The sequence below is a fragment of the Streptomyces venezuelae genome (assembly GCF_008642275.1).
In the GTDB taxonomy this organism is placed as follows: Bacteria; Actinomycetota; Actinomycetes; order Streptomycetales; family Streptomycetaceae; genus Streptomyces; species Streptomyces venezuelae_E.
In genome coordinates this window covers 4,078,416-4,100,813 of the sequence record NZ_CP029189.1, presented here as the reverse complement: position 1 = coordinate 4,100,813, position 22,398 = coordinate 4,078,416, and the positions used below count along the sequence as shown (strand labels likewise).

General features: G+C 72.1%; 25 protein-coding genes and 1 tRNA gene. 10 read left to right on the top strand and 16 right to left on the bottom strand.

Going from position 1 to position 22,398, the window contains the following annotated elements; translation table 11 throughout:
* Nucleotides 1–81 precede the first annotated feature (81 nt).
* On the bottom strand, nucleotides 82–543 hold the full coding sequence (locus tag DEJ51_RS18135) for a GatB/YqeY domain-containing protein (RefSeq protein ID WP_150258528.1): 462 nt from the start codon (nucleotides 541–543) through the stop codon (nucleotides 82–84).
* Between the two features lie 68 nt (nucleotides 544–611).
* Here DEJ51_RS18135 and DEJ51_RS18130 point away from each other — a divergent pair, with 68 nt between their 5' ends.
* The 5 genes from DEJ51_RS18130 (at nucleotide 612) to DEJ51_RS18110 (ending at nucleotide 4,689) form a co-directional block, all read left to right on the top strand.
* Complete coding sequence (locus DEJ51_RS18130) at nucleotides 612–1,550, top strand: metallophosphoesterase (RefSeq protein ID WP_150258527.1); 939 nt, start codon at nucleotides 612–614, stop codon at nucleotides 1,548–1,550.
* A gap of 12 nt (nucleotides 1,551–1,562) precedes the next feature.
* Entirely contained in the window at nucleotides 1,563–2,264 is a 702-nt protein-coding gene (locus tag DEJ51_RS18125) for a Pr6Pr family membrane protein (RefSeq protein ID WP_150258526.1), read from the top strand.
* A gap of 44 nt (nucleotides 2,265–2,308) precedes the next feature.
* Nucleotides 2,309–2,382 (top strand) — tRNA-Pro (locus DEJ51_RS18120).
* A gap of 198 nt (nucleotides 2,383–2,580) precedes the next feature.
* Entirely contained in the window at nucleotides 2,581–4,095 is a 1,515-nt protein-coding gene (locus DEJ51_RS18115; RefSeq protein ID WP_223835860.1) for a SulP family inorganic anion transporter, read from the top strand.
* Between the two features lie 135 nt (nucleotides 4,096–4,230).
* A complete protein-coding gene (locus DEJ51_RS18110) occupies nucleotides 4,231–4,689 on the top strand; it encodes a hypothetical protein (RefSeq protein ID WP_150258525.1) in 459 nt (152 codons plus the stop codon).
* Between the two features lie 43 nt (nucleotides 4,690–4,732).
* On the opposite strand, the gene DEJ51_RS18105 is transcribed toward DEJ51_RS18110, so the two are convergent.
* The 5 genes from DEJ51_RS18105 to DEJ51_RS34560 form a co-directional block, all read right to left on the bottom strand.
* Nucleotides 4,733–5,011, bottom strand: a complete 279-nt coding sequence (locus DEJ51_RS18105) for a hypothetical protein (RefSeq protein ID WP_150258524.1) — start codon at nucleotides 5,009–5,011, stop codon at nucleotides 4,733–4,735.
* A 126-nt stretch (nucleotides 5,012–5,137) separates the two neighbouring features.
* Nucleotides 5,138–5,671: a DUF5956 family protein gene (locus tag DEJ51_RS18100; protein WP_190620459.1), complete on the bottom strand. Its 534-nt coding sequence runs from the start codon at nucleotides 5,669–5,671 to the stop codon at nucleotides 5,138–5,140.
* 53 nt (nucleotides 5,672–5,724) lie between these two features.
* Entirely contained in the window at nucleotides 5,725–6,321 is a 597-nt protein-coding gene (locus DEJ51_RS18095) for an HD domain-containing protein (protein ID WP_150258523.1), read from the bottom strand.
* 6 nt (nucleotides 6,322–6,327) lie between these two features.
* Nucleotides 6,328–7,629 carry a cytosine deaminase gene (gene codA / locus DEJ51_RS18090; protein ID WP_223835859.1) on the bottom strand — a complete coding sequence of 434 codons (1,302 nt, stop codon included), beginning with the start codon at nucleotides 7,627–7,629 and terminating at the stop codon, nucleotides 6,328–6,330.
* A gap of 35 nt (nucleotides 7,630–7,664) precedes the next feature.
* Nucleotides 7,665–7,832, bottom strand: a complete 168-nt coding sequence (locus tag DEJ51_RS34560) for a hypothetical protein (RefSeq protein WP_158781069.1) — start codon at nucleotides 7,830–7,832, stop codon at nucleotides 7,665–7,667.
* A 97-nt stretch (nucleotides 7,833–7,929) separates the two neighbouring features.
* Between DEJ51_RS34560 and DEJ51_RS18085 the strand changes: the two genes are divergently transcribed.
* Complete coding sequence (locus DEJ51_RS18085; protein WP_150258522.1) at nucleotides 7,930–9,735, top strand: prolyl oligopeptidase family serine peptidase; 1,806 nt, start codon at nucleotides 7,930–7,932, stop codon at nucleotides 9,733–9,735.
* Nucleotides 9,736–9,778: 43 nt separating this feature from the next.
* Nucleotides 9,779–10,543, top strand: a complete 765-nt coding sequence (locus DEJ51_RS18080) for an SURF1 family protein (RefSeq protein ID WP_150258521.1) — start codon at nucleotides 9,779–9,781, stop codon at nucleotides 10,541–10,543.
* Between the two features lie 93 nt (nucleotides 10,544–10,636).
* On the opposite strand, the gene DEJ51_RS18075 is transcribed toward DEJ51_RS18080, so the two are convergent.
* The 7 genes from DEJ51_RS18075 to DEJ51_RS18045 all read right to left on the bottom strand — a co-directional run bounded on the left by DEJ51_RS18075 (nucleotide 10,637) and on the right by DEJ51_RS18045 (nucleotide 16,827).
* Nucleotides 10,637–11,722: a hypothetical protein gene (locus DEJ51_RS18075; RefSeq protein ID WP_150258520.1), complete on the bottom strand. Its 1,086-nt coding sequence runs from the start codon at nucleotides 11,720–11,722 to the stop codon at nucleotides 10,637–10,639.
* Nucleotides 11,719–12,495, bottom strand: a complete 777-nt coding sequence (locus DEJ51_RS18070) for a SigE family RNA polymerase sigma factor (protein WP_411757328.1) — start codon at nucleotides 12,493–12,495, stop codon at nucleotides 11,719–11,721. Before DEJ51_RS18070 ends, DEJ51_RS18075 begins: the two co-directional genes overlap by 4 nt.
* Nucleotides 12,496–12,666: 171 nt before the next feature.
* Nucleotides 12,667–13,740, bottom strand: a complete 1,074-nt coding sequence (locus DEJ51_RS18065; protein WP_150258519.1) for an aspartate-semialdehyde dehydrogenase — start codon at nucleotides 13,738–13,740, stop codon at nucleotides 12,667–12,669.
* Nucleotides 13,737–15,011, bottom strand: coding sequence for an aspartate kinase (locus tag DEJ51_RS18060; protein WP_030755832.1), 1,275 nt, complete (start codon nucleotides 15,009–15,011; stop codon nucleotides 13,737–13,739). Before DEJ51_RS18060 ends, DEJ51_RS18065 begins: the two co-directional genes overlap by 4 nt.
* Nucleotides 15,012–15,140: 129 nt before the next feature.
* Nucleotides 15,141–15,788 (bottom strand): DUF5063 domain-containing protein, encoded by a 648-nt coding sequence (locus tag DEJ51_RS18055; protein WP_150258518.1) that lies wholly within the window; start codon nucleotides 15,786–15,788, stop codon nucleotides 15,141–15,143.
* Nucleotides 15,781–16,380, bottom strand: coding sequence for a recombination mediator RecR (gene recR / locus DEJ51_RS18050; RefSeq protein WP_030010802.1), 600 nt, complete (start codon nucleotides 16,378–16,380; stop codon nucleotides 15,781–15,783). Before recR ends, DEJ51_RS18055 begins: the two co-directional genes overlap by 8 nt.
* A gap of 102 nt (nucleotides 16,381–16,482) precedes the next feature.
* Nucleotides 16,483–16,827 (bottom strand): YbaB/EbfC family nucleoid-associated protein, encoded by a 345-nt coding sequence (locus tag DEJ51_RS18045; protein WP_094744798.1) that lies wholly within the window; start codon nucleotides 16,825–16,827, stop codon nucleotides 16,483–16,485.
* A gap of 269 nt (nucleotides 16,828–17,096) precedes the next feature.
* On the opposite strand from DEJ51_RS18045, the gene DEJ51_RS18040 reads away from it, so the two are divergent.
* The gene (locus DEJ51_RS18040; protein ID WP_190620457.1) at nucleotides 17,097–17,843 is read left to right on the top strand and encodes an SLATT domain-containing protein; all 747 of its coding nucleotides are present in this window, start codon (nucleotides 17,097–17,099) and stop codon (nucleotides 17,841–17,843) included.
* Between the two features lie 56 nt (nucleotides 17,844–17,899).
* On the opposite strand, the gene DEJ51_RS18035 is transcribed toward DEJ51_RS18040, so the two are convergent.
* The 3 genes from DEJ51_RS18035 to DEJ51_RS18025 form a co-directional block, all read right to left on the bottom strand.
* On the bottom strand, nucleotides 17,900–18,550 hold the full coding sequence (locus tag DEJ51_RS18035; protein WP_150258517.1) for a hypothetical protein: 651 nt from the start codon (nucleotides 18,548–18,550) through the stop codon (nucleotides 17,900–17,902).
* 111 nt (nucleotides 18,551–18,661) lie between these two features.
* Nucleotides 18,662–19,327, bottom strand: a complete 666-nt coding sequence (locus DEJ51_RS18030) for a GntR family transcriptional regulator (RefSeq protein ID WP_150258516.1) — start codon at nucleotides 19,325–19,327, stop codon at nucleotides 18,662–18,664.
* 127 nt (nucleotides 19,328–19,454) lie between these two features.
* The gene (locus DEJ51_RS18025) at nucleotides 19,455–20,813 is read right to left on the bottom strand and encodes an aspartate aminotransferase family protein (RefSeq protein ID WP_150258515.1); all 1,359 of its coding nucleotides are present in this window, start codon (nucleotides 20,811–20,813) and stop codon (nucleotides 19,455–19,457) included.
* Between the two features lie 188 nt (nucleotides 20,814–21,001).
* Here DEJ51_RS18025 and DEJ51_RS18020 point away from each other — a divergent pair, with 188 nt between their 5' ends.
* Nucleotides 21,002–21,631 (top strand): DJ-1/PfpI family protein, encoded by a 630-nt coding sequence (locus DEJ51_RS18020; protein ID WP_150258514.1) that lies wholly within the window; start codon nucleotides 21,002–21,004, stop codon nucleotides 21,629–21,631.
* A gap of 226 nt (nucleotides 21,632–21,857) precedes the next feature.
* On the top strand, nucleotides 21,858–22,319 hold the full coding sequence (locus DEJ51_RS18015) for a MarR family winged helix-turn-helix transcriptional regulator (protein ID WP_223836186.1): 462 nt from the start codon (nucleotides 21,858–21,860) through the stop codon (nucleotides 22,317–22,319).
* Nucleotides 22,320–22,398 lie beyond the last annotated feature (79 nt).

Below are 22,398 nucleotides of genomic sequence, written 5' to 3'. Positions count from 1 at the left end.
CCGCACGGTACGACGTACGAAAAAGGGGAGGGCCCCGGCCGACACCGGCCGGGGCCCTCCCCTTTCCTGCGCTTCCCGGTCCTACGAGAGCTGCTGCTTGACGACGGCGGCGACCCGCCCGCCCTCGGCCAGCCCGGCGACCTTCGGATTCACGATCTTCATGACGGCGCCCATGGCACGCGGTCCCTCGGCACCCGCGGCCTTGGCCTCGGCGACGGCCTGCGCCACGATCGCGACGAGCTCGTCGTCGCTGAGCTGCTTGGGCAGGTACGTGTCGAGGAACTCGCCCTCCGCGGTCTCGCGCGCGGCCTGCTCGGGACGGCCGCCCTGGGCGAAGGCCTCAGCGGCCTCACGGCGCTTCTTCGCCTCCTTGGCGATCACCTTGAGGACTTCCTCGTCGGAGAGCACACGTGCCTCCTTGCCCGCGACCTCCTCCTTGGTGATGGCGGAGAGGGTCAGGCGCAGCGTGGACGAGTGCAGTTCGTCGCGCGCCCTGATGGCGGTCGTGAGGTCTTCCTGGAGCTTGGCCTTGAGCGTGGTCATGCAGCTGAGTCTGCCAGGTGCGGGGGCAGTGGCGCTCACCGGTTTTCCCAGTCTGCGACGATGGGTCCATGCGTGCGCGTTACGGAGTACCCCTGAAGGCAGCTGCCGGAATCGCTGCGGTCGGGGCCGCGGGTGTGGCCTATGCCGCCGGTTTCGAGGCGCGGTCCTTCCGCCTGCGCCGGGTCACGGTGCCTGTCCTTCCCCAGGGGATGCGCCCGCTGCGCGTGCTCCAGGTGTCCGACATCCACATGGTCGGCGGGCAGCGCAAGAAGCGTGCCTGGCTGCAGTCCCTGGCAGGGCTGCGCCCCGACTTCGTCGTGAACACCGGTGACAACCTCTCCGACACCGAGGGCATCCCCGAGCTGCTCGACGCGCTGGGTCCCCTGATGTCCTTCCCGGGGGTGTACGTCTTCGGGTCGAACGACTACTACGGGCCGCGGCTGCGCAACCCCGGGCGCTACCTGATCGAGCGGACCCAGGGCCGGCACGGGCTGAACGGCAACAAGCCGGTCGTCGGCGCCGTCCACAACCCGTGGGAGGACATGCGGGACGCCTTTGACGCGGCCGGCTGGCTGAACCTCACCAACACCCGGGCGCGGCTGAAGCTGGACGGTCTGGAGCTGGCCTTCACCGGGCTCGACGACCCGCACATCAAGCGGGACCGCTACGCGAGCGTCGCCGGCGGCCCGGAGGCGGACGCGGACTTCTCGATGGCGGTGGTGCACGCCCCGTACCTGCGCGTCCTGGAGTCATTCACTGCCGACCGGTACCCGCTGATCCTCGCCGGCCACACCCACGGGGGACAGCTGTGCATCCCCTTCTACGGGGCGCTCGTCACCAACTGCGACCTGGACACGAAGCGGGTGAAGGGGCTCTCCACGCACGAGGCGGAGGGCAACCGCGCGTACCTGCACGTCTCGGCGGGCTGCGGCACCAACCGGTTCACCCCGGTCCGCTTCGCGTGCCCGCCGGAGGCGACGCTCCTGACGCTGACCCCGAAGGGGTAATACGCTGCGGCAATGACCGCCCCGTCGCGCCTCGTCCCGGTGGTGTTCCGCGCCCTGGTCTGCGCCGCGGCCGTGGTGGGGGTGGCCATCGACTGCGCGTACGGGAGCGTGCCCGTCGTCCTCAGCTACTTCACGATCTGGACGAACCTGCTGGTCGCGGTCGTCCTCGGGCTGTCGGCGGCACGCACCTGGCGGCGCCGGCCCGACGTCGCTCCCCTCTACCGGGGCGGGGTCCTCCTCTTCATCCTGATCACCGGTCTCGTCTTCCACCTGGTCCTCGCCAACCCCTCCAGCCCCTTCAACGTCGTCGCGGACCTCGCCCGGCTGACCGGTGCCAGGGCCGTGGCCAACCAGCTCCTCCACACGGTCACCCCGGCCGGCGCCCTCCTGGACTTCCTCCTCCTCACGGCCCCGCGCACGCTGCGCCCGCGCCACGCCGCCCTCTGGCTGGCCTACCCGCTGGTGTACGTGACCTTCGCGCTGCTCCGCGGCGCCCTGCTCGCCCCGGGCACCGCGCGCCGGTACCCGTACCCCTTCGTCGACGCGGCCCGGTACGGCTACGCCCAGGTGACCGTGAACGCGCTGGTCCTGGGCGCCGCCTTCTACGCGCTCGGCCTCGCCCTGGTCACGGTGGACCGCTTCCGCCCGACGCCTCCCCTGGCGCCGCGACCGCTCCGCGAAACCGGATTTCGTCTCCGGCGAGAGGTCCGCTAAAGTAATCGATGTCGCCAGGACAGCAAGCGCTGCAAGGCGGCGATCGGGGTGTAGCGCAGCTTGGCAGCGCGCTTCGTTCGGGACGAAGAGGTCGTGGGTTCAAATCCCGCCACCCCGACAGAGTAAGACCAGGTCAAGGGCCTGATCCGCATCGCGGATCAGGCCCTTCCTGCGTCTTCGGAGTTCATTCGGGAGAGATCTCGGAGGGCGCCTTGGCCGGCCTCCTCCAAGAACCCTGCGCGAGCTCCTCCTTCGCGTGTTTCTCCGCGCGCCCGCCTACCGGCCCGGGTGTGCCCGAGCCCGAGGTCTGCGCCCCGTGTCTGCTTCCCCCACCCCCATATCCGCGTGGCTGCGCGACGTCCGTCGTCCGGCGCGCCCGGCCTGGCTCTCGCCGAAGGTCTTCCGCACCGAGGTCCTCGCCGGGCTGGTCGTCGCACTGGCCCTGATCCCCGAGGCGATCTCGTTCTCGATCATCGCCGGGGTGGATCCGGCGATCGGGTTGTTCGCCTCGTTCACGATGGCCGTCGTGATCGCGTTCGTCGGCGGGCGTCCGGCGATGATCTCCGCGGCGACGGGCGCCGTGGCCCTCGTGATCGCCCCGCTGAACCGGGAGCACGGGCTGGGCCATCTCATCGCGGCGGTGATCCTGGCCGGCGTCTTCCAGATCGTGCTGGGTCTGCTCGGCGTGGCGAAGCTGATGCGGTTCATCCCGCGCTCGGTCATGGTCGGCTTCGTCAACTCGCTGGCCATTCTGGTGTTCATGGCCCAGGTCCCCGAACTGCTCGGCGTTCCCTGGGCCGTCTACCCGCTGCTGGCAACGGGGCTGGCGCTGATGGTGTTCTTCCCGAAGGTCACGAAAGCGGTCCCGGCGCCGCTCGTGTCCATCGTGGTCCTCACCGTGATCACCGTGGCCGCGGGCATCGCGGTCCCGACCGTCGGCGACAAGGGGGCGCTGCCGTCCGCGCTGCCGGTGCCAGGACTGCCGGACGTGCCGCCCACCCTGGAGACGCTGACCCTCATCGCGCCGTACGCGCTGGCCATGGCCCTCGTCGGGCTGATGGAGTCGCTGATGACGGCGAAGCTGGTCGACGAGATCACCGACACGCGGTCCTCGAAGACGAGGGAGTCCGTCGGCCAGGGCATCGCGAACATCGTCACCGGGTTCTTCGGCGGCATGGGCGGCTGCGCGATGATCGGCCAGACGATGGTCAACGTGAAGGTGTCGGGCGCCCGGACGCGGCTGTCGACCTTCCTCGCCGGTGTGTTCCTGATGGTGCTGTGCATCGTCTTCGGACCGGTGGTGTCGGACATTCCGATGGCGGCCCTCGTCGGCGTCATGGTCATGGTCTGCTTCGCGACCTTCGACTGGCACTCCATCGCGCCGAGGACCCTCGCACGGATGCCCGTCGGTGAGATCGCCGTCATGGTCGTCACCGTCGTGTGCGTGGTCGTCAGCCACAACCTGGCCGTGGGCGTCGTCGTGGGTTCCGTCACGGCGATGGTGATCTTCGCCAGGCGTGTCGCGCACCTCGCGCAGGTCACCCCGGTCCCTGATCCGGACGGCGGCCGGGTCGTCTACCACGTGACCGGCGAGCTGTTCTTCGCCTCCTCCAACGACCTGGTCGAGCAGTTCGACTACGCGGGCGATCCGCAGAAGGTGGTCGTCGACCTCTCGGCCGCCCATGTCTGGGACGCCTCCTCCGTGGCCGCCCTCGACGCGATCGAGCACCGGTACGCGCAGCGCGGCAAGCGGGTGGAGATCACCGGCCTGAACGACCCCAGCGCCCGCCTGCACGGCACGCTCAGCGGCCAACTCACCGGCGGGAGCTGAACCGGCCCGTCAGGGCGGCTGCCCCGAGTGCCTCCCCGGGGACGCGGTGTCCCCACGTGACTCCGGCAACCGATCCGGCAAGCAGTGTTCCTCCTTCGGTCCTTACGACCGACCCGACGAACGAGGTGCCCCAACATGACGGTCTTCCAGTGCCGTGCCTGCCACCGTGCGGTGACGCCGGCCGTGACCGAGCGGCCCCTGCCCGAACCGCACACGGACGACGGGTGGTACCAGCCCGAGACCGGGCCCACCGACGCGAACGGTCATACCGACCGGCCGATCGTGCGGATGGCCCCCGGGACGTTCGCCGTAGACCCCGACCCCTCCGGCCCGCCGTACGTACTGGACGAGTCGTCCGGCCTGCTCGTCGAATCCGGTCCGAGCCGCACCGTCGTGCTCCACCCGGGTGACGGCATCGGCCTGGAGCAACACCCGGACGTCGCCATGCGCCGCGGCTACTGCTGCGGGATGGACGGCGAATGGGGGCCGAACCTGGTGTGCGCGTGCGGGGCGGTCGTCGCCACGGTCTACTCGGACTGCTATCAGGTCCAGGAGATCCGGCTGGAGCCGGACGCCGTCGAGCGCCGCGACTGACCGGGCTTCGCCGTGGTGTGCGGGTGCCCGGCGGCCGCCGCCGTCAGTAGGGGCGGGGGGACATGATGTGCGGCTCCATGGCCGGGGCCTCGAAGATGCAGCGGGGTACGCCCGGCCCGGGCGTCGCACGGACGGAGACCTGCGTCGGTGGATCCGTCGGCAGCTCGACGTGCACGGTCACGGGGTGGTCGTCGTGCGTCGTGGCGTGTCCGGTCTCCTTGCCGTCGACCAGTACCTCCACGACGGCGGTGCGCCCGGTCTCGACCGTGGCGCTGACCGAGTGCCCGTCGTGGTCGATGTGGAAGTGATGGCGCCGACCCATGAGATCGCCTCCCGGCAGTACCCCCTCACGACAAGGGTAGCCACGGGAGCACAGGACGGCCCTGTTCTGTGCCGGCGGTCGGTGCGCCACGGGAACGGTCTCGCCCCGGCGCGGGGCCGACCCGCCTCACGGCTCCCCGGAGGCGGCGAGTCCGGCGAGTTCGGCCCGGACCAGCGCGAGGAAGGCGGCCGAGGGCCGGGGCGCCACGGCGCGCACGTCCGCCAGGTCGTCGATGTGGTCGAGGCGGTCGAGGTGGTCGAGAAGTGCGCCGAGGCTGGTGAACCCGCCGACCGGGCGCAGCAGCCACAGGCGCCCCCGCGGGCGCGGCGGGATCCCGAGCCCGGCGAGGGCCTCGTCGGCCTCGCGGTCGAGGTCCCGGAGGTCGGGCTCGGGCAGCGGCGCGCACTCCACTCCGGTGATGTGCCCGTGGCCGTCCAGGGTGGTGTCCACGGCCCAGTGGGTGGACCGGTCGGGGATCCAGGTGCGGTCCGCGGGCGGCCACACGTACGGGAGGAACACCCAGCGCAGGTCCTCGGGGGCCGGCTCCCAGCCGAGGACCTCCAGCTCCCGCATCTCCGGCAGCCGGTCCGGCTCCAGTTCGCTGCGGCCGGTGCGGCGCAGTGCGAGCGGGTGCGGTGTTCCGTCCTCGTCCCACGACATGCGGGCACGCTATCCGACCCGGTGGCCGATGTGCGTGACCCCCGCGTGCGGGGCTATGCCCGCATCCGGTCCAGCGGGTTGGCGCCGATCCGGGTGGCCGCGCCGCCGGCCACGTACGCGGCCGCCGCGCAGCCGGGCTTGCGGGCGGCCTGGTCCTCGACCAGCGCGAGGAACGCCGCTCCGAAGTCGCCCCGCGGGTACGCGGCGAGGAGTTCGGCCGTGAAGGCGGGATCGAACTCGGCGACGCGCAGGCCCGAGACGTCCGCGCTCGTACCGACCTGCAGCAGGTGGCTCTCCACGTCCTCGGCCGCGCTCACGTCGTCCCGCATGTGCAGGACGACGACCTCCTCGGCGCGCGCCCGGCGGGCCGCCGGCCAGCCCAGGCCCGCCGTCAGGACGCGCGCGACATGGCCGCCCGCCTCCTCGAAGGGCAGGGTGTGGCTGTCGAAGGGCGCGGTCAGGCCCAGATCGTGCACCAGGGCGCTGACGTAGAGGAGTTCCGCGTCGTACGCCAGGCCGTGCTGCTCGGCGTAGCGGGCGCCGAAGGCGTAGGAACGGACCGAGTGGTTCAGGAGGGTCGTGTCCGCGTACTCCGCGGCGATCTCGTGCGCGGCGCGGGCCGATGCGGTGTCAAGTGTCCACGTCTTCATGGGTCGTCAGCGTAGGCGGCGGCCGAAGTCGATCTCGGACGGGGACTCCCCGGGCCAGTTCAGCCGGGTCGGGGCGGGCGGGGTCTCGGCGAGGACGGTGCCGCGCGAGACGACGTACCGCGGGCGGACCTGGCGGCGGACGGCCTCCTCGGGCGACGGGGCCGGGAGCAGCACGAACGAGGCGGGGGCGCCGGCGGTGACGCCGTACTCCGTCTCCGCGAGGCCGAGCACCCGCGCCGCGCGCTCCGTCACCATCGAGAAGGCCTCCGGGATCTCGTCGGCGCCGGTGAGCTGGGCGGCGTACAGCCCGACGAGGGCGGTCTGCAGCGGGTTCGCGGTACCCAGCGGGTTCCAGGGGTCCATCACGTCGTCGTGGCCGAAGGCGACGTTGACCCCGGCGGCCAGCATCTCCTTGACCTGGGTGAGGCCGCGCCGCTTGGGATAGGCGTCGAAGCGGCCCTGGAGGCCCAGGTTGGCGAAGGGGTTGGAGACGAGGTTGACGCCGGAGCGGGCGAGCAGACGCTGGAGCTTGTAGCTGTACGCGCCGTTGTAGGAGCCCATGGCGGTGGTGTGCGAGGCGGTGGCGCGCCCCCGCAGTCCCGAGCGCAGGGCGAGGGTGGCCAGCACCTCCACGAAGCGGGACTGCTCGTCGTCGATCTCGTCGCAGTGCGCGTCGACCCGCAGGCCGTGCTCCTCAGCCAGTGCGAAGGCCGTGTGCAGCGAGGCGATCCCGTCCTCGCGGGTGTCCTCGAAGTGCGGGATCGCACCGACGACGTCCGCCCCGCGGGCGACGGCCTCGCGCATCAGTCCCTCGCCGCCCGGGAAGGAGACGATGCCCTCCTGGGGGAAGGCCACGATCTGCAGGGTCATGAAGTCGCGCACCCGGTCGCGCACCTCCAGCAGGGCCTCCAGCGCGGTGAGGTCCGGGTCGGTGACGTCGCAGTGGGTCCGCACGTGCAGGACCCCGTGGGCGGCCTGCCAGCGCAGCACCTCGGTGGCCCGCGCGATCACGTCCTCGCGGGTCAGGGTCCGCTTGCGTTCGCTCCAGCAGGCGATGCCCTCCCAGAGGGTGCCGGAGGCGTTGGGGCGGGGCTCGCCCGCGGTCAGCGCCGTGTCGAGGTGGATGTGCGGCTCGACGAAGGGAGGCGTGAGAAGGCCGCCGTGGGCCTCGATGAGGATGCCCGTGGCGGGTGGTTCCTTCTGGTCGTCGTGGGGGAGGACCCGCGCGATGCGGCCGTCCTCCGCGACCTCGACGTCGGACAGGCCGTGGGAGTGCAGCAGCCGGGCGCCCCGGACGATCATCCGCATGGCGCCAGCCTAGAGAGACATCCGGCGGAGCGGGCCTAGCCGCGCTTGGCCTGGGCCTTCTGCTGCATGCCGCGCGTCTTCGCGGCGGTGCTGTGCATGTCCCGGACCGCAGCCTTGGCACGGGCCTCCGCGGCCGTGTTCTTCGCCAGCGCGCGCTCGGAGTCCTGGTGGCTGTGGTGGCCGGTACGGGCCTTCTTGGCCATGATCGTTCCTCCTCGGGCGTGACGGCCGATGCGTTCCACTCTCCGCCCGTTCCCGGCGGTCGGCATCCCGGGGAGCGGTGCGGCCACAATGGGGCGCATGACCAGCGACAGTGAGATGACCCCCGGCATGCCCGACTGGGAGAAGCGGTTCCGGGCACCGCGCGTCGGGCTCCCCGACTGGGCCGAGGACGCCCCGGACCGTTCGCTCTTCGTGTCCAACGCGACCGGGACCTACGAGATCTACGCGTGGGACCGCGCCACCGGCGAGCAGCGGCAGGCCACGGACCGCCCCAACGGCACCACCGACGGGACCCTCTCCCCCGACGGCGAGTGGATCTGGTGGTTCTCCGACACGGACGGCGACGAGTTCGGCACCTGGGTGCGCCAGCCCTTCGCGGGCGGCCCCGACGAGCCGGCCACCCCCGGTCTCGCGCCCTCGTATCCGGCGGGGCTGGCCATCGGGCGGGACGGGACGGCCGTCGTGGGGCGCTCCACCGACGAGGACGGCTCGACCGTCCACGTGGTGCGGCCGGACGGCTCCGCTCCCACCGTGATCTACCGGCACCGGGAGTCGGCGGGCGTCGGCGACCTGTCCCGTGACGGAACGCTGGTGGCCGTCGAGCACACCGAGCACGGCGACGCGATGCACTCCGCCCTGCGCGTCCTGACCCTGGACGGGACCACCGTCGCCGAGCTGGACGACTCCCGGGGCGGGTCCGAGGAGCTGGGGCTGGAGGTCCTCGGTTTCGCGCCGGTCGCGGGCGACACCCGGCTGCTCGTCGGGCACCAGCGGCGGGGCCGCTGGGAGCCGATGGTCTGGGACGTGGCCACCGGCGCCGAGCAGGAGCTCGCGATCGACCTGCCGGGCGACGTCAGCGCCGAGTGGTACCCGGACGGGTCCGCGCTGCTGGTCGCGCACAGCTTCGAGGCGCGCAGCGAGCTGTGGCGCTACGACCTGGCCGCGCGTGAGCTCGTCCGGGTGGACACGCCGCCGGGGTCGGTGTCGGGGGCCACGGCGCGGCCCGACGGGACGGTGGAGTACCTGTGGTCCTCGGCCGCCGAGCCCTCGGCGGTACGGTCCACCGCGGGCGGGGTCGTCCTGGACCCGCCCGGTTTCCGGGCGCCGGGTTCGCAGCCGGTCGAGGACGTGTGGGTCGAGGGTCCGGGCGGGCGGATCCACGCCCTCGCGCAGCGGCCGGCGGGGCACGGCGAGGGTCCCTTCCCGACGGTCTTCGAGATCCACGGCGGGCCGACCTGGCACGACAGCGACTCCTTCGCGTCGGCTCCGGCGGCCTGGCTGGACCACGGTTTCGCCGTGGTGCGGGTCAACTACCGCGGCTCGACGGGCTACGGCCGCGAGTGGACCGACGCCCTCAAGCACCGGGTCGGGCTGATCGAGCTGGAGGACATCGGTGCGGTCCGGGAGTGGGCGGTGGCCTCCGGCCTCGCGGACCCGGCGCGCATGGTGCTGTCGGGCGGTTCCTGGGGCGGTTACCTGACGCTGCTGGGCCTGGGCACGCAGCCCGAGGCCTGGGCCGTCGGCCTGGCCGCCGTACCGGTCGCGGACTACGTGACGGCGTACCACGACGAGATGGAGGCGCTGAAGGCCCTGGACCGCACCCTCTTCGGCGGCACGCCGGAGGAGGTCCCGGACCGCTTCGAGGCCTCCTCCCCGCTGACGTACGTGGATGCGGTGAAGGCTCCCGTCCACATCGCGGCGGGGGTGAACGACCCGCGCTGCCCGATCCGCCAGATCGACAACTACGTGGACCGGCTCGCCGCGCGCGGGGCGGTGCACGAGGTGTACCGGTACGACGCGGGGCACGGTTCGCTGGTGGTGGAGGAGCGGATCAAGCAGGTCCGGATGGAGCTGGAGTTCGCGCTGAAGCACCTGCCGCACTGACCCTGCGGGAGGGAGGGCGGTGCACCCCCCGTACGGTGGTGGGGTGCACCGGTTTCTCCTGACCCCGCGCTGGTGGGGGATCAACGTCTTCGTCGCGCTCGCCGTGCCCTTCTGCCTGTTCATGGGTTCCTGGCAGCTCGGCCGGTTCGAGGACCGCGTCGACAGCCACCGTGAAGCGGGTGCGGAGCGGCCCGCCGACCAGGTGGCCGCGCCTCTGGAGTCGCTGCTTCCGGTCGACAAGACGACCTCCGGGCGGCTTGCCGCCACGGCCGGGGAGTACGGCGACCAGCTGCTGGTGCCCGAGCGGCGGCTGGACGGCCGGTCCGGGTTCTACGTGCTGACGCTGCTGAAGACCGACTCCGGCAAGAGCGTCCCGGTGGTGCGGGGCTGGCTGCCGGGAGTGGCGGATCCCGCGAAGGCGCCGGCCCCGCCGGCCGGCCGGGTCGAGGTCAGCGGTGCCCTGCAGGCCGCGGAGAACGCCGGTACGAAGGGGGTCCACTCCCAGGGCGGGCTGCCGGCCGGGCAGCTCGGGGTGATCAGCGCCGCCTCGCTGGTCAACATCGTCCCGTACGAGCTGTACGACGCCTGGCTGACCGTGCAGACCCCGTCGGAGGGGATGATTCCGGTGCCTGCGCAGGCACCGACCAACACCGGGCTCGACCTGAAGGCCTTCCAGAACCTCGGCTACACCGGTGAGTGGTTCGTCTTCGTCGCCTTCGTGCTCTTCATGTGGTTCCGCCTCTACCGACGCGAGGTGGAGACGATCCGCGACGCCGAGGCGGGCCTGCTGGAGCCCGCAGCGCGGTAGCTCCTCCGCCTGGAACACCGCCCGGGACAGCTCCGCCCGGGGCGCCACCGGGGCACCTCCGCCGGAACTCCGCGCGGACGCCTCCGGCGGCCCTCAGGCCAGCGGGATCGCGCCCGTCCGGTAGACCGTTCCGCCGCACACCTCGGGGATCGTCGTCCGCGTCGTCGCGGCCCCCGACTGCGGGGTGTGCGAGACGGCCACGCCGGCCGGGGCCGGGGAGGTGCCCGTCTGCGGTTCGACGGCCGGTCCGCTCCCCGTACCGCTCGTGGTGCCCGCCGTGTCGCTCTGCGGGGACTTCCCGCCCGCGTCCGGGTTCGCAGGTGCGCAGGCCTCCCCCGACGGCACCCATGCGAAGCGGACCTCGTACGCCGTGTTCGGCGGGAGCACCAGCGCCGGAGCAGCCGCCGCCGGGTCGGGCAGCAGCCCGCTCGCCGGATCGCCCGCGGTGTGGCCGACCACGGCGACGGCGGGGCCCGAACCGGCCCCGGTCCCGGGCGCCGGGGCGGCCGTCAGGGTGTCCTGGCCGTTGACGGCACAGTTCTGGGACGAGAGGTTGGTGACCCGGAAACTGCCGTAGACCCGGCCGTCGGTCTCCGGGGCCCGGGACGAGCCCACCACCCCGAGCTGGTCCGCGCCGCACCCGGGCACCCCTGGAGCCGCCACCGGCGGCAGCGGTCCCGAGCCCGGCACGGCACCTGCGGAGCCGGCCGCTCCGGCGGAGGTCCCGGCGCCCGACGGGCCTGCCGTCAGCCCGTCCGACGCGGGGCCCGTCGTGGCGTTCGGCTGCCCGGTGACCCCGCCCGCGGACGGGGCGTCGCCGAAGGGGTGGGGCGGCTTCGCCGGGGACCCGAAGCCGTTCTGGTGCGGGTCGGAAGCCGGTGAGTCCTGCTTGTTTCCGGTGGCGGCGCCGTGTCCGGCCATCGCCGGATGGTCCGTGGCCACGCCCTCGGCCGAGGTCAGGTGCACTGCGGCCGGGATCGCCGTCCCGGCGAGCAGCACGGCCGCTGCGGCGCCGACGAGGGCGGCCCGGCGGTTGCGGGTCCGGCGCGCGGGAACGGCGTCACGTAGTCGCTCCAGGGCGTCCGCGGAGGGCTGCAGGCCTTCGACGGCCCCGCGCAGGAGGATCCGCAGCTCCTCTTCCCCGCTCGCCCCGCCCGGCGGAGTGTGGTCGTCCATCATGACTGCGCAGCCTCCATCGCCACCCGCAGCGCGGCAATGCCCCGCGATCCGTACGCCTTCACCGAGCCGAGCGATATTCCGAGCGTCTCGGCGACCTGGGCCTCCGTCATGTCCGCGAAGTAGCGCAGCACCAGCACCTCGCGCTGGCGGCGCTGCAGTCCACGCATCGCCTTGATCAGGTCGTCCCGTTCCAGCTGGTCGTACGCGCCCTCTTCGGCGCTCGCCATGTCCGGCATCGGCTTCGAGAGCAGCTTGAGGCCGAGGATGCGGCGGCGCAGGGCGGACCGCGAGAGGTTCACGACGGTCTGGCGCAGGTACGCCAGGGTCTTCTCCCGGTCACGGACCCGGTTCCGGGCGGAGTGCACCCGGATGAAGGCCTCCTGGACCACGTCCTCGCAGGAGGCGGTGTCGTCGAGGAGCAGGGCTGCCAGGCCCAGGAGCGAGCGGTAGTGCGCCTGGTAGGTCGCGGTGAGGTGGTCGACGGTGGTGCCGGCCACCACTTCGGCCGCCGGTTCGGCCGCCTCGGCCACCGGATCGGCCGTCCCGGCCGCCTCGCTCCTGCTGCTCCCCTCCGTCTCAGCGCTGTCGCGCGGCGCGGGCACGAGGCCGCCCCGGATCGGTACGGCTGTCCGTACGGGCGCTGCCGACGGCCCCGCCGGCGGGACGGGCACGATCACGGGAAGACCGTCGCCGGGCGTGCGGAGGACCCGGCGCGACGGGAGGATCCCGATCCGCGCCGGCCGGACGGCCGGTTCGAGCAGTGTGTCTGCCACGCCGGTTGGACACGCGTCCCCCCATCAGGGTTGTACGCGCCAGGCCGCCTCACCAGCAAAATCCCTGTTGCCCTCATGCGTACCCGCTCTTCCCGATTGCCCCGTCTTTACCGAGACGGCAGTCGGGCCATCACCTTGATCAAGGGATCAGCACCGATCCTACAAAGCGAATTACGCAAATTCACCTGCGATCAGTTCCGCGATCTGTGTGGCATTCAACGCTGCGCCCTTGCGGAGATTGTCGGCGCACACGAAGAACTCCAGGGCGTGACGGTCGTCGAGCGAGGCCCGTACCCGCCCGACCCAGGCGGGATCCGTCCCGGCGGCGTCCACCGGAGTGGGGAACTCCCCCGCCGCGGGGTCGTCCACGAGCACCACACCGGGCGCGGCCTCCAGGATCCCCCTGGCGTGCACGGCCTCCACCTCGCGCTCGAACCGGGCCCGCACGGTCAGCGAATGCCCGGTCAGCACCGGCACCTGGACGCAGGTCACCGACACCGGGAGCTGCTCCAGCTGCAGGATCCGGCGCGTCTCCCCGCGTACCGCCAGCTCGTGCGAGGACCAGCCGTCCGCGCGCAGCTCGCCGGACCAGGGCACGACGTTGAGGGCGAGCGGGGCCGCGAAGGGGCCGGTGTCCTCGCCCACGGCCCGGCGCACGTCCCCGGGCTGCTCGCCCAGGGAGGTCCCGGCCACCAGCGACTGCTGGCGGCGCAGCGTCTCGGAACCGGCCCGCCCGGCGGCGCTCGCCGCCTGGTACGAGGAGACCACCAGGTCGCGCAGGGAGTACTCGGAGTGCAGGGCCCCCAGGGCCGCGATCATGGTGGCGGTCACGCAGTCCGGGCCCGCGACGATCCCGCGCGGCCGGATCCGTGCGGCGTCCCCGTTGACCTCGGGCACCACCAGCGGGACCTCGGGGTCCTCCCGGAAGGCCGCGGACAGGTCGACGACGACCGCGCCGCGCGTGGTGACCACGGGGGCCCACCGGGCCGAGACGTCGGCCGGTGTGAGGAAGAGGGCGACGTCGCCCGGTCCGAGGCCGTCGAAGGCGTCCTCGGTGAGGGCGACCACCTCGGTCTCCTCCGCGCGGACGGCCAGCACGCGGCCGGCCGAGCGCGCGGAGGCGATCAGGCGGATCTCGCCCCAGACGTCCGCCCGCTGGGACAGCATCTGGAGCAGGACCGAACCGACTGCTCCGGTCGCCCCGACCACGGCGAGTGCCGGGCCGGAGGACCGGGTGCGGGTCATCGTCCGGTGCCTCCGTAGACGACGGCTTCGGCACTGTCGGAGTCGAGTCCGAAGGCCGTGTGCACGGCGCGGACGGCCTCGTTGACGTCGTCCTGGCGGGTGACGACCGAGATGCGGATCTCGGAGGTCGAGATCAGCTCGATGTTCACGCCCGCGTCGGACAGCGCCTGGAAGAAGGAGGCGGTGACGCCCGGGTTCGTCTTCATGCCCGCGCCGACCAGGGAGATCTTGCCGATCTGGTCGTCGTAGCGCAGGGAGTCGAAGCCGATCGCGCCCTTGGCCTTCTCCAGGGCCTCGATGGCCTTGTGGCCCTCCGCCTTGGGAAGCGTGAAGGAGATGTCCGTGAGGCCCGTGGAGGCCGCGGAGACGTTCTGCACGATCATGTCGATGTTGATCTCGGCGTCCGCGATGGCGCGGAAGATCGCCGCGGCCTCGCCCGGCTTGTCCGGGACACCGACGACCGTGATCTTGGCTTCGGAGACGTCATGCGCGACTCCGGAGATGATGGCGTGCTCCACCTGCGCGTCCCCTTGCGGATTCTCGTTGCTGACCCAGGTGCCCGGCAGTCCGGAGAAGGACGAACGGACGTGGATCGGGATGTTGTAGCGGCGCGCGTACTCGACGCAGCGGTGCAGCAGCACCTTGGAACCGGAGGCCGCGAGCTCCAGCATGTCCTCGGAGGAGATCCAGTCGATCTTCTTCGCCTTCTTCACGACGCGGGGGTCCGCGGTGAAGACGCCGTCGACGTCGGTGTAGATCTCGCACACCTCGGCGTCCAGCGCCGCGGCGAGCGCGACGGCGGTCGTGTCCGAGCCGCCCCGGCCGAGGGTGGTGATGTCCTTGGAGTCCGCGGACACCCCCTGGAAGCCCGCGACGATGGCGATGTTGCCCTCGTCCAGCGCGGTGCGGATCCGGCCCGGCGTGACATCGATGATGCGCGCTTTGTTGTGGACCGAGTCGGTGATCACGCCCGCCTGGCTACCGGTGAACGACTGGGCCTCGTGGCCCAGGTTTTTGATCGCCATGGCCAGCAGGGCCATGGAGATCCGCTCCCCGGCGGTCAGCAGCATGTCGAATTCCCGTCCGGCAGGCATCGGCGATACCTGCTCGGCGAGATCGATCAGCTCGTCCGTCGTGTCGCCCATCGCGGAAACCACGACGACCACCTGGTGGCCGTTCTTCTTGGCGTCCACGATCCGCTTGGCGACGCGCTTGATGCCCTCGGCATCGGCTACGGAGGAGCCTCCGTACTTCTGCACGACAAGGCCCACGTGCGCTCCTCGCTCAGTCCGTCTCATTGCTGGTGCAGTGTAACGAGCGACCGGGATCCGACCGCCTCGTACCACATCATGAGACGAGAAGACCACGGAACGAGTTCCCTGACCGGCCGCCGCCTTCGCTCAGGTGCGGCCGAGGCCGCCGAGCTCCTCGGCCATCACCTGTCCGGCCTGTTCGGCGAGGTCGTCCTCGGTCAGGTCCTCGTCCGTGTCCAGGCCGTCCAGCGCCGCCAGCGGCTGGTCCAGGCGGACGTGGGCGATCAGCGACTGGAGCGCGCGCAGGGTCGCCGAGGCCGTCGGACCCCAGTTGGTGAAGTACGAGAACTGCCACCACCACAGCGCCTCCGTGATGCGGCCCGACTGGTGGTGGATGAGCCCGTGCCGCAGGTCGGCGACCACGTCCGCCAGGTCGTCGGAGATCCGGTGGGCCACCGGGGCCTTGCGGGGCTCGTAGGGGTCGAAGACCTCGGAGTAGACGTCGACCGGCTCCAGCATGATCGCGAACCGCTCGCGCAGGTCGTCCACGTCCGGCTCCGGGCCGAGATCGGGCTCGTAGCGCTCGTCGGGCAGGACGTCCTGGTACGCGCCCAGCCGGCCGCCCGCCAGCAGCAGCTGGGACACCTCCAGGAGGAGGAAGGGCACCGCACTGTCCGGGTCCTCGCCCTTGGCCACCTCGGTGACCGCAACGATGAACGACTCGATCTGGTCCGCGATCGAGGCGGCGAAGTCGTCCGGATCCTGGCCGAGGGCGTGCAGCGTTGCGTCAGACATCGAGAAGTCGCCTTCCTTCAAAGGCCCGCCCCAGCGTGACCTCGTCCGCATACTCCAGATCTCCCCCGACGGGGAGCCCGCTGGCCAGGCGGGTGACCTTCAGGCCCATGGGCTTGATCATGCGGGCGAGGTAGGTGGCGGTCGCCTCGCCCTCCAGGTTCGGGTCGGTGGCCAGGATCAGCTCGGTCACCTCGCCGTCCGCCAGGCGCGCCAGCAGCTCGCGGATGCGCAGGTCGTCCGGGCCGACGCCCTCGATCGGGCTGATCGCGCCGCCGAGGACGTGGTACTTGCCCCGGAACTCGCGCGTCCGCTCGATCGCGACGACGTCCTTCGGCTCCTCCACGACACAGATGACCGTGGTGTCCCGGCGCGGGTCGCGGCAGATGCCGCACCGCTCCTCCTGCGCCACGTTCCCGCACACCGCGCAGAACCGGACCTTGTCCTTGACCTCCAGCAGCGCGTGCGCGAGGCGTCGGACGTCGGTGGGCTCGGCCTGCAGGATGTGGAAGGCGATCCGCTGCGCGCTCTTGGGCCCGACGCCGGGCAGCCTGCCCAGTTCGTCGATCAGGTCCTGAACCACGCCTTCGTACAACGGACTGCCTTCTTTCGTTCGGGTGGGGCGGGTGGATCGGGTAGGTGGTGGGGAGGACGGGTGGGCCGGCCCGCAGGTGGGACGGGAGGCAGGCCCGGGGGGCTAGAACGGGAGGCCGGGGATACCGCTGCCGCCGCCCAGGCCCTGGGCCAGCGGGCCCAGCTTCTGCTGCTGGAGCGCCTGTGCGTTCTCGTTGGCCGCCTGCACCGCGGCGACCACCAGGTCGGCGAGCGTCTCCGTGTCCTCGGGGTCCACGGCCTTCGGGTCGATCACCAGCGCGCGCAGCTCACCGGATCCGGTGACGGTCGCCCGCACCAGACCACCGCCGGCCTGGCCCTCGACCTCGGTCCGCGCGAGTTCCTCCTGCGCGGCCGCGAGATCCTGCTGCATCTTCTGGGCCTGCTGGAGCAGCTGCTGCATGTTGGGCTGGCCACCACCGGGAATCACAGGGCACTCACTCCATACGTCGTACGTCGAGACCTTCGGAACGCTGGTCAATCCGAGCCTACGTGCTCACCGGGCGCCGCGCCCTACGCCGTGAGGACCAACTCTTTCGAGTGAGAGTCGGGGCGTACGCGTACCTGCTGGAGACCTCCTTGCGGGCGGAAAACCGGGGAATCGTCGCCCATCGGCCGTCATTCGAAGGTAGGAAGAGCATGCGCATCATTGCGCACACGCGCACCACCACACGTCAGCGCAGGCAGAGGGAGTGCCGGGTGAGCCAGCCGGAGATGCAGCCCGAGGGGCCACCCCGGGATCCCCGGGAGGAAGGCGGCGGACCGATGGCGGCGGGCGATCTGACCGGCCGGCCGTTCCCCCTCGGGGACTGGGGCGAGCCCGCCGAGCGGCTCGACGAGCTCTACCGGCGGGTCGAGGCCGACGCGCTGCGCACCGCCGAGTGGTACCTGTCCGACCGCGCCTGGAAGCGGCGCGGTGCGCGCGTGCTGCGCGCCGGCGCCGCCGTGGGCGCCGTCACGGGCGCCTCGATGCCGCTGCTGGAGCTGACGGGCTCGATCCCGGGCGCCTCCACGTACGGCTACCTCGCCCTGCTGCTGGGCGCGGCCGCGCTGGCCTGCGACCGGTTCTTCGGGCTGACCTCCGGGTGGATGCGTGACGTGGCCACGGCCCAGGCCGTGCAGCGACGGCTCCAGACCCTGCAGTTCGACTGGGCCTCGGAGAACGTGCGGGAGGTGCTCGGCCCCACCGAGGGCACCGCGAGCGAGGCCGCGGAGCGCTGCCTGACCGTGCTGCGCCGTTTCTCCGAGGACATCACGGAGCTGGTCCGCTCGGAGACGGCGGACTGGATGGTGGAGTTCCGGGCCGGGCCCGCGCCGCTGGTGATGCAGTCGCTGGGGGCCTCCGGTGCGCGTCCGGACGCGTACATCCCGCCCGCCCGCTTTCCGCTGCCGCCGGGCACCAGACCGAACATGCCCCGGCAGCGGCCGCCGGAGCAGCCGCGCTGAGACGGGCGGGGCCGGGGTTCCGCGCAGCGGTCCCGTACCCCGCCCACCGGTCCCGCTCAGCTGAAGATGATCATCGAACCCTGGCCGAGGCTCCGCGTCGCGGCCGCGTGCAGTCCCAGCCACACGTGCCGCTCCCGGGCGAAGGGGCTGTCGTCGTACGGAATCGGCCCCGCGGGCTCCTCCAGCAGCGTCGGCCGCCCCGGCGGCGCCGGGGCGGCGGGCGGGTTCCCGGGGTCTATCCCGATGGCGGGGGCCACGAACAGCAGCTCCCGCAGCAGCCCCTGTCCGGACCCCAGCGGCCCGCCGCCGGCCAGCAGCTCCTCGTTCGCCAGCGGAGCCGCGAAGTCCAGCGGGACGTAGGCCCCGGCGTGGTCGTAGTGCCACACCAGGTGCGACTGCTGGGCCGTGGGCTCGAACATCTCCAGCAGCTGCTCGTAGTCCCCGCCCAGCTCGTCCACGGGGGTCACGGGCAGCCCGCAGAGCTGGAGCATGTACGCCCGCCGCAGGAAATGCAGGGCGTCGTAGTCGAAGCCGGCGACCGGGGCGACGTCCCCGCTCAGGCCCGGCATGTACGCGAAGACGGGCACGGACGGCAGTCCGGCCGCGCCCAGCGCCCGGTCGTACGAGGCGATCTCTTCCGCGAAGGGGTTGTCGGGGCTGTGGCACAGCACGTCGACAAGGGGGACCAGCCACAGGTCACAGGCCACTCGGCCTCCGATCAGTCGTTGTCGCCGATCCGGCCAGGGTAGTGGGCCGGACACCCTCCGCGAAGGGGTGCGCAGAACCTGGGGCCGGACCGGCCGGCGGCGGGCAGGCCCTCAGAGGCGGGCGGCCCAGGCCAGCGCGTGCTCGTTGTAGCCGCGTACGATGCCGCGCACGGCGTCGGCGTCGGCCAGCGTCACCGCGTCCACCAGCTCGCTGTGGCCGTCCCACAGCGCCGCCCGCAGTTGCGGCTCGCGCTGGAGGTGGGGCACCGCGAAGACCCAGCACTGCACGCGGATGCGGTGCAGGAACTCGGATATGTAGGTGTTGGCGACCAGCCCGCTCAGCTCCCGCCAGAAGCGCAGGTCGTAGCCGATCAGTACTTCGAGCGAACCGCTCTGCGCGGCCCGCCGGGCCTCCTCGCCCCGGCGGCGCACCGAGACCAGCAGCTCGCCGGAGCCGGGGGCGGTGCCGCGCTCGGCGAGGCGGCGGAAGATTCCGTCCACGACGAGCGAGCGCGCCTCGATCATGCCCCGGAAGTCGTCGACGGTGAAGATCCGCACGCGGAAGCCGCGGTGCTGGACCAGTTCGAGCAGGCCCTGGGCCGAGAGGTCCACGAGCGCCTCGCGCACCGGGGTCGCGGAGACCTCGTACTGCTCGGCGATCTGCTTCACGGTGAACTCGGTCCCCGGAGGCAGGCGTCCCGCGAGCACCTCGTCACGCAGCGCGTCCGCGATCTGCTGGCGAAGTGTGTTGCGGGTGACAGCTCCGCTGCCTGGCATAGGGGTCCGTCTCCTGTCGTAGAGCTCCGGACACCATAGGCCAGACAACGCGGCTGAAAACCGATCGGTAGCCAACCGATATCCGGCATCCGCACCCGGGGTCCGGGTGCGGATGCCGACCGGTCCGTCAGGCCGTGGTGTGGCGGTCGGCGACCGTCAGCGCCTCGTCGAGCAGGGCCAGGCCCTCCTTGGCCTCCGCCTCCGTCACGGTGCAGGGCGGGACCACGTGGGTGCGGTTCATGTTCACGAAGGGCCACAGACCCGACGCCTTGCAGGCCGCGGCGAACTCGGCCATCGGCGCGTTGTCCGCCCCGGACGCGTTGTACGGCACGAGCGGCTCGCGCGTCTTCTTGTCCCGTACGAGTTCCAGGGCCCAGAAGGTGCCGAGTCCGCGGACCTCGCCGACCGAGGGGTGGCGCTCGGCGATCTCGGTGAGCGCCGGGCCGATCACGTTCTCGCCGAGGTGGGCGGCGTGCTCGACGATGCCCTCCTCCTCCATCGTGTTGATCGTCGCGACGGCGGCGGCGCAGGCCAGCGGGTGGCCCGAGTACGTCAGCCCGCCCGGGTAGGGACGGGTGGCGAAGGTCTCGGCGATGGCGGCCGAGATGGCCACGCCGCCGAGCGGGACGTAGCCGCTGTTCACGCCCTTGGCGAAGGTGATCAGGTCAGGGGTGACGCCCCAGTGCTCGGCCGCGAACCACCTGCCGGTGCGGCCGAAGCCGGACATGACCTCGTCCAGGATGAAGACGATGCCGTGGCGGTCGCAGAGCTCGCGCACGCCCGCGAGGTAGCCCGGGGGCGGGGTCATGATGCCGGCGGTGCCGGGCACGCTCTCCAGGATGATCGCCGCGATGCTCTGCGGCCCCTCGAAGGCGATGGTGTCGGCGAGGTGGGCGAGGGCGCGGGCGCACTCCTCGGCCTCGGTGGTGGCGTGGAAGGCGGAGCGGTAGAGGTACGGGCCCCAGAAGTGCACGACGCCGGCGGCGGCCGTGTCGGAGGGCCAGCGGCGCGGGTCGCCGGTCAGGTTGATCGCGGCGGCGGTGGCCCCGTGGTAGGAGCGGTAGGTGGAGAGCACCTTGGCGCGGCCCGTGTGCAGACGGGCCATGCGGACGGCGTTCTCGACGGCCTCGGCGCCGCCGTTGGTGAAGAAGATCTTGTCCAGGTCGCCCGGGGTCCGCTCGGCGATGAGGCGTGCGGCCTCGGAACGGACGTCGACGGCGAAGCCGGGCGCGAGGGTGCAGAGCCGGGCGGCCTGCTCCTGGATCGCGGCGACCACCTTGGGGTGCTGGTGGCCGATGTTGGTGTTGACCAGCTGGGAGGAGAAGTCGAGGAACCGCTTGCCTTCGTAGTCCCAGAAATACGACCCCTCGGCCCCGGCGACGGCGAGGGGGTCGATCAGGGCCTGGGCGGACCAGGAGTGGAAGACGTGCTTCCGATCTGCGTCCTTCACGGCGGCAAGGGTGTGCGAGGTGACATGAGGGGTCATGTCGTCACGCTAGAAGTGCGCAGGTGGGGCGGGATATCGGCGGACTGTATGGGCGTGGGGGGCCGCTCTCGGCAGTCTGTCTGCGAAGGCGCTCCGACGGGCTCCCACCCCTTCGATACATTGACAGCATCCTGTCGTTATGACAGTCTATTGTCATCAGCAGGAACCACGCTGGAGGCGAAAGCACCATGAGCGAGACCCCGCGCAAGCCCGTCCACCTCGCGGTCTACGACACGTACGCGGACTGGGAGACCGGCCACACCACGGCGCACCTCACCCAGCGCGGCCACACCGTGCGCACGGTCGGTCTGAGCGCCTCTCAGCCGGTCACCACCATGGGCGGCATCCGTATCCAGCCTGACCTGGCCCTGGCCGACCTGCGACCGGAGGACTCCTCGCTGCTGATCCTCACGGGCGCGTCCCTGTGGGACACGAGCGAGGAACTGACGCCGTTCGCGGCCAAGGCGAGGGAGTTCCTGGCTGCCGGAGTGCCGGTCGCGGCGATCTGCGGAGCCACCGCCGGCCTGGCCCGCGAGGGCCTGCTGGACGGCCGGACCCACACCAGCGCCGCCTCCTTCTACCTGGCCGGGCAGCCCGGCTACGGGGGCGCCGAGAGCTATGTCGAGGCCGACGCGGTGACGGACGGCGACCTGATCACGGCGGGGCCGACGGAGCCGGTGGCCTTCGCCCGCGAGGTCTTCGCCCGGCTGGACGTCTACAAGCCGGACGTCCTGGACGCCTGGTACGGGCTCTTCCACGACTCGGACCCCAGCGCGTACCCGGTCCTGATGGCGGCATCGGCGGCCGGCGATGCGTGAGGCGCTGCCCGCGGCGGACCTGGGAGACCTGGGAGACCTGGGGGGTCTCGGGGGCGCCGGAGAGCTGGTCGCGGGCTCGGGAGAGCTGGTCGCGGGCTCGGGAGAGCTGGTCGCGGGCTCGGGAGAGCTGGTCGGCGCCGGGGGGCTCGGTGACTCCGGGGACCCTGACGACTCGGGGGACCCTGCGGACTCCGGAGACCCTGAGGACGCACGTGGCCGGCAGGACCTGCTGAGCCGTACCGCGCTCGGGGTGTTCCGGCTCAACGGCCAGTTCCTCGCCATCTCGGAAGAGCTGGCCCGGCCGGCCGGGCTGACGGCCGCCTGGTGGCAGGTCCTGGGTGCGGTGCTGCGGGAGCCACTGCCCGTGGCGGGCATCGCCCGGAACATGGGCATCACCCGGCAGAGCGTGCAGCGCATCGCGGACCTGCTGGTCGCCAAGGGCCTCGCCGAGTACGCCCCGAACCCCGCCCACCGGCGGGCGAAGCTGCTGCGGCCCACGGAGGAAGGCCGGGACGCGGTGGACCGGATCGGCCCGGGCCACGCGGCGCTGGCGGCCCGCCTCTCCGCGGAGCTGGGCGAAGCCGCCTTCGCGGAGACGGTGCGCACCCTGGAACGGCTGGCCACGGCACTGGACGCGCTGGAATCCGCGGCGCCGTCCACCATCGTCCCGGAGGCCGCACCGGAGTGATCCACGGGCGCCGGAAGCGATTGTGTCGAAGTCAATAAGCCTGCAAGCAAAGCTTGTTACGTATAACGGGGCTGTCGGA

Excerpts from the sequence above, each read along its gene's own strand:
- DEJ51_RS18030 (WP_150258516.1), bottom strand. The coding sequence starts at position 19,327 with ATGCCAGGCAGCGGAGCTGTCACCCGCAACACACTTCGCCAGCAGATC.
- DEJ51_RS18125 (WP_150258526.1), top strand. The coding sequence starts at position 1,563 with ATGACCGCCCCGTCGCGCCTCGTCCCGGTGGTGTTCCGCGCCCTGGTC.
- DEJ51_RS18085 (WP_150258522.1), top strand. The coding sequence starts at position 7,930 with ATGACCAGCGACAGTGAGATGACCCCCGGCATGCCCGACTGGGAGAAG.
- DEJ51_RS18135 (WP_150258528.1), bottom strand. The coding sequence starts at position 543 with ATGACCACGCTCAAGGCCAAGCTCCAGGAAGACCTCACGACCGCCATC.
- DEJ51_RS18105 (WP_150258524.1), bottom strand. The coding sequence starts at position 5,011 with ATGGGTCGGCGCCATCACTTCCACATCGACCACGACGGGCACTCGGTC.
- DEJ51_RS18055 (WP_150258518.1), bottom strand. The coding sequence starts at position 15,788 with ATGTCTGACGCAACGCTGCACGCCCTCGGCCAGGATCCGGACGACTTC.
- DEJ51_RS18100 (WP_190620459.1), bottom strand. The coding sequence starts at position 5,671 with ATGTCGTGGGACGAGGACGGAACACCGCACCCGCTCGCACTGCGCCGC.
- codA (WP_223835859.1), bottom strand. The coding sequence starts at position 7,629 with ATGCGGATGATCGTCCGGGGCGCCCGGCTGCTGCACTCCCACGGCCTG.
- DEJ51_RS18095 (WP_150258523.1), bottom strand. The coding sequence starts at position 6,321 with ATGAAGACGTGGACACTTGACACCGCATCGGCCCGCGCCGCGCACGAG.
- DEJ51_RS18065 (WP_150258519.1), bottom strand. The coding sequence starts at position 13,740 with ATGACCCGCACCCGGTCCTCCGGCCCGGCACTCGCCGTGGTCGGGGCG.
- DEJ51_RS34560 (WP_158781069.1), bottom strand. The coding sequence starts at position 7,832 with ATGGCCAAGAAGGCCCGTACCGGCCACCACAGCCACCAGGACTCCGAG.
- DEJ51_RS18025 (WP_150258515.1), bottom strand. The coding sequence starts at position 20,813 with ATGACCCCTCATGTCACCTCGCACACCCTTGCCGCCGTGAAGGACGCA.
- DEJ51_RS18110 (WP_150258525.1), top strand. The coding sequence starts at position 4,231 with ATGACGGTCTTCCAGTGCCGTGCCTGCCACCGTGCGGTGACGCCGGCC.
- DEJ51_RS18020 (WP_150258514.1), top strand. The coding sequence starts at position 21,002 with ATGAGCGAGACCCCGCGCAAGCCCGTCCACCTCGCGGTCTACGACACG.
- DEJ51_RS18130 (WP_150258527.1), top strand. The coding sequence starts at position 612 with ATGCGTGCGCGTTACGGAGTACCCCTGAAGGCAGCTGCCGGAATCGCT.
- DEJ51_RS18075 (WP_150258520.1), bottom strand. The coding sequence starts at position 11,722 with ATGATGGACGACCACACTCCGCCGGGCGGGGCGAGCGGGGAAGAGGAG.